Below are 12,040 nucleotides of genomic sequence, written 5' to 3' on the forward strand. Positions count from 1 at the left end.
GGAGCTTAAACAATGAGTACTGACAATGTAGTAAATAATGTAAGTTCAAAAGCTAAAAGCGCAGAGGGTGAATATCTAACCTTTGTGTTAGGGGCAGAAGAGTACGGGCTTGAAATTTTAAAAGTACAGGAAATTCGTGGCTATGATGCGGTAACGCAAATTGCGAATACGCCAGAGTTTATTAAGGGCGTGGTGAATTTACGCGGCAAGATTGTGCCGATTGTAGATTTGCGCATCAAATTCAACTTAGGAAAAGTTGAGTATAACGAATTTACAGTAGTGATTATTTTGAACCTGCACGGTCGTGTGGTTGGTATTGTGGTCGATGGTGTATCAGATGTGATTGCATTGAAAGAAGATCAAATTCGTGATGTGCCTTCGTTGGTGACCAGTATCGACACTAAATACATTGTTGGTTTGGCGACACTAGAGCAAAGAATGTTGATTTTAGTTGATATTGAACAGTTAATGACTAGTCAAGAAATGGCGCTGGTAGATGCTGTTGCAGCTTAGAAGTCGGTATTAAGATAAGAGGGTTATAGCTTTTAGCTATGTAAGCTGAGTTTTGAAAGGTGAGATTTATAACAGTTTTAATGTATAGAGTCGTTAACGTTTGATGATTTAAACGAGCAATTTAAGATGCTCAATGTAGAAAAAAAATAAAACACTAGTTTGAATTAAATACTTCGTTACATCACTTTTGGGAGCTAACACATGATTACCGCATTAATTAATGGATTAACAGGTAAGACATCAAAAGAATTAAAAGAGCAAAAAGCGCTGATTGAACAGTCTGTGTTAGAAATCACCCAAAAAAATGCGGAGATTGCTGATTTGAAGAAGCGAGAAGCTACATTGGCAACAATAAAAAGTGCAATGGATAGTTCCTCTTCAGCCATCATGATGGTTGACCGTAACTTTATTGTTACCTACGTCAACGTAGCTAGCACTGCTCTATTTAATAGCAACAAAGCTGAGTTTTTAAAAGTGTTTCCGACGTTTGATCCAGCTAAAATTGTTGGTACTTGCATTGATGTGTTTCATAAAAACCCACAACATCAGCGTCAAATGTTGGCAACCCCTGCACGTTTACCATTTTCAACAGAAATCAAAGTTGGTTCGCTTGTCATTTCGCTTTATGTCACTGCCACCTATGATGCTAAGGGCGGGTACATTGGCAATGTTTTAGAGTGGCGAGATGTTACTGCGGTTAAAGCACGTGAAGTGGCGGATTTCGATAGTCGAACACAAAATGAATCAATAGCAAGGTTTCAAGCAATGATAGAGATGGATCTGGAAGGAAACATCATTTATGCGAATGAAACTTATCTTAATTTGCTGGGCTATCAATTGCCAGAATTGATTGGCAAACACTCGTCAATGCTGCTTGACCCTGCAGATGTTAAAAGCCCTGTGTATGCAGAAAACTGGAAAAAGCTAGTATCAGGTGAGTATGTGTCAGGTAAGGTTAAACGTATAGGCAAGGGTGGTAAAGAGGTTTGGGTTCAGGCGTACTTGAGCCCGATTAAAGGCATAGATGGCAAAATCATTAAAATCGTGAATTATGCGATTGATATCACAGAGCAAAGCTTGCGAGATGCGGGTAACGCAGGGCAGTTAGCTGCCATTGATCGTGCTTATTCCGTGATTGAGTTTAGCATGGACGGCAAAGTGACCAGTATTAATGAAAACTTTGAAAGTGTTGTGGGATATTCAAAAGCAGAAGTAATTGGACAGCATCACAGTAAACTTGTTGATCCAGCCTACGCTAATAGTTTGGAATATAAGCAGTTTTGGGAAAACTTAAACAAAGGTCTATTCGACCATGGAATTTATAAACGTGTAGGTAAAGGTGGTAAGGAGATTTGGCTGCAAGCGAGCTATAACCCAATTTGTGATGTGCAAGGTCGCCCGGTTAAAGTTTTTAAAGTTGCCATCGATGTTACGCAACAACACGTTGCTGAAATCGAGTTGGCAGCTGCTGTTGCTGAGACAGATCACATTATTGAATCAGCCAAGGATGGAGACCTCAGCAGTCGTATTCCTTTAGCGGGCAAGACGGGAGCGATTGCGAGCTTATGCGATGGTGTGAATGCGTTGATGGACAAATTAACGGAAGTGATTATCCAAGTACACGAAGCTGGAGAAACGATTAACACAGCTGCAGGTGAAATATCCTCTGGTAACACTGACTTATCTAGCCGCACCGAACAGCAAGCCTCTAGCCTAGAAGAAACCGCCTCTAGCATGGAACAACTAGCATCTACCGTAAAACAGAACGCAGAAAACGCCAAGCAAGCCAACCAGCTAGCCAGCGCAGCCTCAGGCGTAGCGGTTAAAGGAGGCGAAGTAGTCGGGCAAGTGGTTAACACCATGAGCGACATTAATGCCAGTGCCAAGAAAATTGAAGACATCATTAGCGTGATTGACGGCATCGCCTTCCAAACCAACATTCTGGCCTTGAACGCAGCCGTTGAAGCGGCCAGAGCCGGGGAGCAAGGACGAGGCTTTGCGGTAGTGGCAGGCGAAGTGCGCAACCTAGCACAACGTTCAGCCTCAGCTGCGAAAGAAATTAAAGAACTGATTACTGACTCAGTCAGTAAAACAGCGCAAGGCACCGCACAAGTAGAAACAGCGGGTAAAACCATGCAAGAGATTGTGAACTCAGTACAGCGCGTGACTGACATCATGGGTGAGATTGCAGCAGCCTCTATCGAACAAAGTGCTGGTATTGACCAAGTGAACAACGCGATCACCAGCATGGATGAAGTGACCCAGCAGAATGCGGCCTTGGTTGAGCAAGCTGCGGCAGCGGCAGAATCGTTAGTTGATCAAGCGGTAGGTTTGATGGATACCGTAAATGCGTTTAAATTAAGTGAAGGCTCTACGTACGGAAGTAAGCAAAGTGTTGCGCGCAATAATTCAAAACCAGCTTCACTGGCTAGGTTTAATAGCGCATTAAAACAACCAGTAAGTAAAGCGTTGCATGCGCCAATGGTTAAGTTAAATGGTGCTGGTCATGATGGTGATTGGGAAGAATTTTAGTTAATAAGCATTCAAAAGAAACGCGTCTCTACATTTAATGTGCGAACTTTAATTTAGAGATAGCGTTAATTTTGTTGTATTAAATATGTAGTAAAAATGGAGATATTAGGATGAAGCTACTTAGAGCGCTAACTGTTGCGCAGCGATTAATGGTGATTATTGCACTCGCTGTGGTGGTGGTAGTAACACAGGCTGCAATTGGTCTTTTTGAGCTGAGTCAAGTGAAAAATAGTTTGAAATCTGTTTATCAGCACCGAATGGTGCCAGTGGGTTCTTTAAATCAGATTGCGATTAATATGCTCAAGAATCGCGCGCGACTAAATGCAGCGTTAGGTCACTATAAAGCGATAGTAGGTGAAAATGGACAGGTGACTATTGAGCTGGATGCACAATATTCGAATCAACAAGCTGATTTTATTGAAAGCAGAATGAAAGAAATAAGTCAGATATGGGAGACGTATATCAACAGCGACTTATCGCCAGAGGAAAGAGTGCTTGCAGATAAGTTTGCAAAAAGTCGAGGTCAATTTGTTTCAGTAATTTTAAAGCCGGCAGTTACCCAATTGCGCGCTAATAATTATGAGGCTTTGCAGCCAATTAGTGATCAGGCTGTGGATTTGTATGAGGCCGCTGAAACTGATTTAAAAGCATTGCTTAAATATAATTTGGAAATAGCCGAAAACGAATACATCACAGCATCTGCAAATTATGAAAAAGTACGCCTGTTGACATTCTCTGGGCTGGCTTTTGCGCTATTAATGTTAGTCTGGCTAGGTTTCGCTATTACACGATCAATTACGAAAGCCTTAGGTGGTGAACCTGATACGATGTACGACACTGCTAAGCGTATTTCGTTAGGGGATTTGGATTTTACTATCCCATTAGAAGCAAATGATCGCAGTAGCACCATGGCTGCGATGAGTACTATGCAAGCCAATATCAAGCTATTAATCTCAGATATCGCTGTGCTTTCGCAAGCCTCACAACAAGGTCGCTTAGCAACGCGTGCTGAGGTTAGCCGTCATCAGGGGGATTTCCGTAAGGTACTCAGTGGCGTAAATGATACTTTAGATGCCATTGTTGGGCCGCTTAATGTGGCTGCAAACTATGTAGATAGAATTTCCAAAGGAGATATTCCAGCGAAAATTACAGATCATTACAATGGTGACTTTAATACAATTAAAAATAACTTAAACACTTGTATTGATGCGGTCAATAATCTAGTCAACGAAGCGATGAGCTTAGAAAACGCTGCGATTGCAGGGCAATTGAATAACCGTGGTGACATTGTTAAATATCAAGGTGATTTCCGCAAAGTCGTTGAGAGTTTTAATAATTGTTTGGATGCTGTAGTTGGTCCACTAAGCGTAGCAGCTGGTTATGTTGATAATTTTGCCAAGGGCAATATTCCAGCTAAAATTACAGACCATTACAATGGTGATTTTAATATTATTAAAAACAACTTAAATGCCTGCGTTGATGCTTTAAATCTATTGGTGTCAGATGCTAACTTGTTGGCACAAGCTGCTCAAAATCACCAGTTAAATACACGTGCAGATGTAACAAAACACTGGGGTGATTACAGAAAAATTGTTGAAGGTGTAAATGGCACACTCGATACTGTGATGCAGCAAAATGCTACAGATGCTGCAGAGAAGGCGCAAGAAGCAAAAATATTATCTGATGCTGTGGCGGAGACTCAAGCTATCATTGAAGGTGCTAAGGGGGGAGATTTAAGCAGCCGAGTATCTTTAGCGGGCAAGACGGGAGCGATTGCGAGCTTATGCGATGGTGTGAATGCGTTGATGGACAAATTAACGGAAGTGATTATCCAAGTACACGAAGCTGGAGAAACGATTAACACAGCTGCAGGTGAAATATCCTCTGGTAACACTGACTTATCTAGCCGCACCGAACAGCAAGCCTCTAGCCTAGAAGAAACCGCCTCTAGCATGGAACAACTAGCATCTACCGTAAAACAGAACGCAGAAAACGCCAAGCAAGCCAACCAGCTAGCCAGCGCAGCCTCAGGCGTAGCGGTTAAAGGAGGCGAAGTAGTCGGGCAAGTGGTTAACACCATGAGCGACATTAATGCCAGTGCCAAGAAAATTGAAGACATCATTAGCGTGATTGACGGCATCGCCTTCCAAACCAACATTCTGGCCTTGAACGCAGCCGTTGAAGCGGCCAGAGCCGGGGAGCAAGGACGAGGCTTTGCGGTAGTGGCAGGCGAAGTGCGCAACCTAGCACAACGTTCAGCCTCAGCTGCGAAAGAAATTAAAGAACTGATTACTGACTCAGTCAGTAAAACAGCGCAAGGCACCGCACAAGTAGAAACAGCGGGTAAAACCATGCAAGAGATTGTGAACTCAGTACAGCGCGTGACTGACATCATGGGTGAGATTGCAGCAGCCTCTATCGAACAAAGTGCTGGTATTGACCAAGTGAACAACGCGATCACCAGCATGGATGAAGTGACCCAGCAGAATGCGGCCTTGGTTGAGCAAGCTGCGGCAGCGGCAGAATCGTTAGTTGATCAAGCGGTAGGTTTGATGGATACCGTAAATGCGTTTAAATTAAGTAGCGGACGCGTGCAGAGCAGACCAAATTTAAGGGTGATAGCACAACCTGCACGTATCGCAACACTAGGTCATGACAGCAAAAGAAGTTAGTTATTGAGTAACAGAAATTAATGGTCTCAGACCTTTATATATCAACAGTCAATATTAGCAGAAGAGTTATATACCGACATTTGCTTACTTAGATTTTGCCTGTCGGTGTTTGCTTGGTTGATATATTAATTGAGATGTTTTAAATAGATTGGAAATGAAATTGCAAAAAACTAGAGATACACACATTGACGCTTGGGCTGCCAGTACTGACAAGCTAATGTCTTGGACTTTGCTGCTATTGTTCGTTATTAGCTTAATCATCGGCTTTTCTTCCGGCACGCAATCAGAAGTTTTTGCAGTTGGTTTGCCTGCGCTATTAATTCCATTGTTAATTATTAACATCCTCCCTGGTTCGATAGTTAGTCGATTGGTTTTGGCCATTGCTTTTATGGTTTTTTCCGCACTATTTATTCAGCAAACACATGGTTTGAATGAAGCACATTTTTCTGTTTTCATTTTGCTGGCTGTTTTGCTCTCCTACCGTGATTGGAAACCGATTTTTATCGCGGCATTAGTAATTACATTCCATCATTTAACTTTCAATTTATTGCAAACCCCTGATTCTGGTTTTTATTTATTCCAACTGGGTGCAAATAACAATTTAGTAATCTTACATGCATTGGCTGTAGTGATTGAAGCTGGTTTTTTAATGCTTATTGCCAATAATCTTCGTAAAGAGGCCATTATGGTTGGTGGTGCCCCTGAGGAGTTGGTGGATATCACTAGGCAATTGGCCAATGGTAATTTAGGCGTTGCAATTGATGTCGATGCTAATGATAGGTCTAGTGTGAAGTATGCGCTAAAGTTAATGAATAGTAATTTATCTACGATTGTAGATCGCGTTGAGCACATTACGCTTGAGTATGCAAAAGGCAATGTAAATTCGGCTATTAATTTAGAAAACCTGCATGGTAGCTATCATACAATGGCAGAAAAAATCAACGTGATGCTAGCTGTACAATCAAGCCTAGTGCAAAAAATCGCACAAAATGCGATTGATTTCTCGAATGGTAATTTTGACAAACCTTTTGATGCGTTACCTGGAAACCTTAAGTTTATTAATGAAGCTATTGAGCAGCTGCGCGCCAATGTTAAAGCCATCACAGAAGGTGTGGCACATATGAGCAAAGAGCACGAAATCGGTAATATTGATGTCTGTATAGACGCAAGCCAATATAAAGGTGCATTTGCTGAAATGGCCGGGTCATTAAATCAGATGGTTAGCGCCCACGTACGAGAGAAAGAAGAAGTCACGCAAGTGATGCGAGCGCTAGGTGACGGAGATTTTGAAGTACAGATACAGCAATATCCTGGTAAAAAAGCAGAGATCAACAAGAACCTAGATCGCCTCAAAGGCAAACTTAAAGGCGCAGTTGACTCAGTGAAATGGGTGACGAACGAACATGCACAAGGCAACATTGACATGAGCCTGCATGCGCATCTATTTAAAGGCGGCTTCTCAGAACTAGCGACAGCCGTTAACGCCATTGTTGCTGGCCAACTAGAACTAACAGAGAAAGCACTCGCCTGTGTTAAAGCCTTTGGTGAAGGCGACTTTGACGCACCATTAGAAACATTCCCAGGCAAAAAAGTATTCGTCAACGAAGCCATTGAACAAGTACGTGCCCACCTCAAAGCACTCAACGAAGATGCTCAGCTACTTGCAGATGCGGCGCGTGAAGGCCGCGTAACCGTACGTGCAGATGCAGACAGACACCAAGGCGACTACCGTAAAATTGTGAACGGCATGAACGAAACCCTAGAAATGATCGTTAGCCCGATTGTTACCGTGCAGCAATCCGTTGAAACCATCAACACCGCAGCAAAAGAAATTGCACAAGGTAACGCAGACCTCTCACGCAGAACAGAAGACCAAGCGGCATCGCTAGAAAAAACAGCAGCCAGCATGGAAGAACTCTCATCTACTGTTAAACAAAATGCAGACAACGCCAAACAAGCCAACCAACTAGCCTCAGCAGCCTCAGGCGTAGCGGTTAAAGGCGGCGTCGCGGTATCTGCGGTAGTGAACACCATGGCAGAAATCAACGAAAGCGCTAAAAAGATTGAAGACATCATTAGCGTCATTGACGGCATCGCCTTCCAAACCAACATCCTAGCCTTGAACGCAGCTGTTGAAGCGGCTAGAGCAGGGGAACAAGGTCGTGGTTTCGCTGTGGTAGCCGGAGAAGTACGTAATCTTGCACAACGCTCAGCCTCAGCTGCCAAAGAAATTAAAGAACTGATTACAAACTCAGTGAACAAAACTGCAGAAGGTACTAAACAAGTAGAAACTGCTGGTGAAACCATGCAAGAAATCGTCAGCTCAGTCAAGCGAGTATCTGACATCATTGGAGAAATCTCAGCAGCATCACAAGAGCAAAGCGCCGGTATTGAGCAAGTGAACGAAGCCATTATGAAAATGGACGATGTCACACAGCAAAACACCGCCTTGGTAGAAGAAGCCGCTGCAGCAGCTGAATCGATGATGGAACAAGCAGATGAGTTGATGAACGCCATCAGCGTGTTTCAGCTGGGCAGCAATAACGAAAGCCGAGTGACATCACGAGCTGCGTCTAAAGTAGTTGTGAGTAAAGTAGCGCATGTGACAAGACCTGCGCCTGTCAAATTGAGTGTAAAAACCAATTCTGATGATGGAGATTGGGAAGAGTTTTAACTGGCTATATCTTTAAATAGTATGTTTGAATATATGGATATTTTGGTTTTTTCAGTAAGGAATGGGCTTTAAATGCAAATGACTGTCGCAAAAAAAATGTTATTAATTACATTGGTTTCTGTCTTAGGTTTGGTTGGTGTTCTAACGTTAAACTCATTTCAGTCGGATGCTGTATATAACGATGCAAATTATGCTAATACCAATATTGTGCCAAGTGTTATCAAACTTGATGAAATACGCTATAAATTCAATACACTACGTATTCGGGTTGCAAATCACACGCTGATTAAAGACGAAGCGAAAATGGCTGAAGTTGAAGAGGCTATCAGAAAACTACAGGCCGAGTTGAATGAGATTACAGGTTCGTATGGTGACCTAGTGTCAGATGAGCAAGAAAAAGGTTTGCTGGCAACCGATATAGAAGACTTAAAAGTCTATTTCGCACGTATGGAGCCGATATTAGAAGCTTCACGCGCTAATCAAAAAGAATTAGCACACGAACTTTATATAGCGATTCGTACGCCAGCAGAAAAAGCAAACGATAGTATCGCTACACATATGCGTTATAAAGTTGAGCTTGGTCAGAAGTTTGCTGCTAATGCCCTAACGGTAAAGCAAAACTCAATGAAGCTTTCTTTAGCAGTAGGCTTACTCTTTGTGATTATTGCTATCTTGATTGGTGTGGTAATTGCCCGTAGTTTACGAAAACAGTTGGGTGGTGAGCCAAGTGAGGTTGCTAAAATTGCTAACGATATTGCAAGAGGCGATTTAAATAGCACGATTAACGTTGACTCACGTGATGATTCAAGTTTGATGTCCTCCATGTTGACAATGCAGCAAGCACTTAAAACAGTTATCGAAGAACAGAGCGCTATGTCAGCCCAAAATAAATTGGGTAATATTGGCGCTTCTATCGACACCAGTAAGCTGCGTGGCAGCTATCAGGTGATGGCTGGTAATGTTAACGAAATGGCCTCTAACCAAGCAAATGTGATGCGTAAAGTTACAGCATGTATTGGTGAGTTTGCTAAGGGTAACTTTGATGCACCTTTAGAACGCTTCCCAGGTCAACGCGCCTTTATTAATGAAGGTGTCGAGCAACTACGTGCCAATATCAAAACATTTGTCAGCGAAATGCAAACCATGTCTCAGCAACATGACTTGGGCGAGATTGATGCTGCTATCGATACCTCTAAATTCGCAGGCACTTACGCTGAGATGGCTGAGTCATTAAATCAGATGGTTAGCGCCCACGTACGAGAGAAAGAAGAAGTCACGCAAGTGATGCGAGCGCTAGGTGACGGAGATTTTGAAGTACAGATACAGCAATATCCTGGTAAAAAAGCAGAGATCAACAAGAACCTAGATCGCCTCAAAGGCAAACTTAAAGGCGCAGTTGACTCAGTGAAATGGGTGACGAACGAACATGCACAAGGCAACATTGACATGAGCCTGCATGCGCATCTATTTAAAGGCGGCTTCTCAGAACTAGCGACAGCCGTTAACGCCATTGTTGCTGGCCAACTAGAACTAACAGAGAAAGCACTCGCCTGTGTTAAAGCCTTTGGTGAAGGCGACTTTGACGCACCATTAGAAACATTCCCAGGCAAAAAAGTATTCGTCAACGAAGCCATTGAACAAGTACGTGCCCACCTCAAAGCACTCAACGAAGATGCTCAGCTACTTGCAGATGCGGCGCGTGAAGGCCGCGTAACCGTACGTGCAGATGCAGACAGACACCAAGGCGACTACCGTAAAATTGTGAACGGCATGAACGAAACCCTAGAAATGATCGTTAGCCCGATTGTTACCGTGCAGCAATCCGTTGAAACCATCAACACCGCAGCAAAAGAAATTGCACAAGGTAACGCAGACCTCTCACGCAGAACAGAAGACCAAGCGGCATCGCTAGAAAAAACAGCAGCCAGCATGGAAGAACTCTCATCTACTGTTAAACAAAATGCAGACAACGCCAAACAAGCCAACCAACTAGCCTCAGCAGCCTCAGGCGTAGCGGTTAAAGGCGGCGTCGCGGTATCTGCGGTAGTGAACACCATGGCAGAAATCAACGAAAGCGCTAAAAAGATTGAAGACATCATTAGCGTCATTGACGGCATCGCCTTCCAAACCAACATCCTAGCCTTGAACGCAGCTGTTGAAGCGGCTAGAGCAGGGGAACAAGGTCGTGGTTTCGCTGTGGTAGCCGGAGAAGTACGTAATCTTGCACAACGCTCAGCCTCAGCTGCCAAAGAAATTAAAGAACTGATTACAAACTCAGTGAACAAAACTGCAGAAGGTACTAAACAAGTAGAAACTGCTGGTGAAACCATGCAAGAAATCGTCAGCTCAGTCAAGCGAGTATCTGACATCATTGGAGAAATCTCAGCAGCATCACAAGAGCAAAGCGCCGGTATTGAGCAAGTGAACGAAGCCATTATGAAAATGGACGATGTCACACAGCAAAACACCGCCTTGGTAGAAGAAGCCGCTGCAGCAGCTGAATCGATGATGGAACAAGCAGATGAGTTGATGAACGCCATCAGCGTGTTTCAGCTGGGCAGCAATAACGAAAGCCGAGTGACATCACGAGCTGCGTCTAAAGTAGTTGTGAGTAAAGTAGCGCATGTGACAAGACCTGCGCCTGTCAAATTGAGTGTAAAAACCAATTCTGATGATGGAGATTGGGAAGAGTTTTAAAAAGTGATTTTATGCTAAGGCACCTAATGGTTTACAATAGAGGGTAAATCGTTAGCGGACAGCTAACTTTAGCAATTTTAAGATAGGGTAAGGTGGATGAGTGTAGCGTTGTCCACCATATGTAAGTAAAAGTTGGTGGTAACGCTACACTCGACCGCCAAGTGTAACAAAGTAGTTAATTTTGAAATTTATTTAGAAGTTCTAGGAGACTTAAATGGCTGTAATTGATCGTGTATTAATTGGTGAAGCATTGGTGATCGAAGATCGTCCAGATGGTAGTGGTTTGGATCTTAAAAATGTTGCTCACATCGACCTTATCATGGGCCCACGTGGTAGCGCTGCAGAAGATGCATTTTGCCGTACACTAACTGATCAAAAAGAAGGTGTGAATGGCTTGTTAGCTATTGTTGCTCCTAACATGATGGTAAAACCAAACACAGTAATGTTTAATAAAGTGACTTTGAAAAACACTAAACAATCACTACAAATGTTTGGCCCAGCTCAACGCGGTGTTGCGATGGCTGTGATGGACTGTGTTGCTGATGGCACAATCCCAGTAGAAGAAGCTGATGACGTATTCATTTCTGTTGGTGTATTTATTGACCAAACTGCAGACATGGATGATCGTATTCAAGATTGGAACTACCGTGCTACTAAACAAGCAATCAAAAGCGCAATCGCTCGTGAGCCAAAAGCTGCTGATTTGTTGAAAGTTTATAAAGATTCTGCACATCCTTTTGCTGCAAAAGAAGGCAACAGAAGAGCAACAGATAAGGCATAAAGTAGTTTGTAGTTTAGTAATAAGAAGTTAAGTAATAATAAGTAAGTTGTGATGTGGAGCAATGTTTTAAGATGGAAAATGTCAGATAGCACCAGTTTTAATTAAATGGTTTTGTCGATATTTACATCTTGCATTGCTACCTTGTCATCACGTTGATATTGTCTAGCAATA

General features: G+C 42.9%; 6 protein-coding genes and 1 pseudogene. All 7 read left to right on the plus strand.

All coding sequences use genetic code 11. The annotated features are described in order from the left end of the window. Positions 1-12: 12 nt before the first annotated feature. The 7 genes and pseudogenes from ACSSU7_RS02770 to fae all read left to right on the plus strand — a co-directional run bounded on the left by ACSSU7_RS02770 (position 13) and on the right by fae (position 11,869). Positions 13-513, plus strand: coding sequence for a chemotaxis protein CheW (locus ACSSU7_RS02770; protein ID WP_492517215.1), 501 nt, complete (start codon positions 13-15; stop codon positions 511-513). A 201-nt stretch (positions 514-714) separates the two neighbouring features. Further along, a complete protein-coding gene (locus ACSSU7_RS02775) occupies positions 715-3,045 on the plus strand; it encodes a methyl-accepting chemotaxis protein (RefSeq protein WP_492517216.1) in 2,331 nt (776 codons plus the stop codon). Positions 3,046-3,155: 110 nt separating this feature from the next. Then, entirely contained in the window at positions 3,156-5,717 is a 2,562-nt protein-coding gene (locus ACSSU7_RS02780; protein ID WP_492517217.1) for a methyl-accepting chemotaxis protein, read from the plus strand. A gap of 154 nt (positions 5,718-5,871) precedes the next feature. Further along, positions 5,872-8,391, plus strand: a complete 2,520-nt coding sequence (locus tag ACSSU7_RS02785; RefSeq protein ID WP_492517218.1) for a methyl-accepting chemotaxis protein — start codon at positions 5,872-5,874, stop codon at positions 8,389-8,391. Between the two features lie 96 nt (positions 8,392-8,487). Beyond that, positions 8,488-8,934, plus strand: a pseudogene (locus ACSSU7_RS02790) (MCP four helix bundle domain-containing protein); the annotation flags it as partial. An 81-nt stretch (positions 8,935-9,015) separates the two neighbouring features. After that, complete coding sequence (locus tag ACSSU7_RS02795; RefSeq protein ID WP_492517807.1) at positions 9,016-11,088, plus strand: methyl-accepting chemotaxis protein; 2,073 nt, start codon at positions 9,016-9,018, stop codon at positions 11,086-11,088. A gap of 214 nt (positions 11,089-11,302) precedes the next feature. Next, positions 11,303-11,869 carry a formaldehyde-activating enzyme gene (gene fae, locus ACSSU7_RS02800; protein WP_036302902.1) on the plus strand — a complete coding sequence of 189 codons (567 nt, stop codon included), beginning with the start codon at positions 11,303-11,305 and terminating at the stop codon, positions 11,867-11,869. Positions 11,870-12,040 lie beyond the last annotated feature (171 nt).

The sequence above is a fragment of the Methylotenera sp. E1MeOHC1 genome (assembly GCF_058745595.1).

What these genes read in the sequence shown, in the direction of transcription:
- fae (WP_036302902.1), top strand. Translation starts at nt 11,303, where the DNA reads ATGGCTGTAATTGATCGTGTATTAATTGGTGAAGCATTGGTGATCGAA.
- ACSSU7_RS02785 (WP_492517218.1), top strand. Translation starts at nt 5,872, where the DNA reads ATGAAATTGCAAAAAACTAGAGATACACACATTGACGCTTGGGCTGCC.
- ACSSU7_RS02780 (WP_492517217.1), top strand. Translation starts at nt 3,156, where the DNA reads ATGAAGCTACTTAGAGCGCTAACTGTTGCGCAGCGATTAATGGTGATT.
- ACSSU7_RS02795 (WP_492517807.1), top strand. Translation starts at nt 9,016, where the DNA reads ATGAAGCTTTCTTTAGCAGTAGGCTTACTCTTTGTGATTATTGCTATC.
- ACSSU7_RS02775 (WP_492517216.1), top strand. Translation starts at nt 715, where the DNA reads ATGATTACCGCATTAATTAATGGATTAACAGGTAAGACATCAAAAGAA.
- ACSSU7_RS02770 (WP_492517215.1), top strand. Translation starts at nt 13, where the DNA reads ATGAGTACTGACAATGTAGTAAATAATGTAAGTTCAAAAGCTAAAAGC.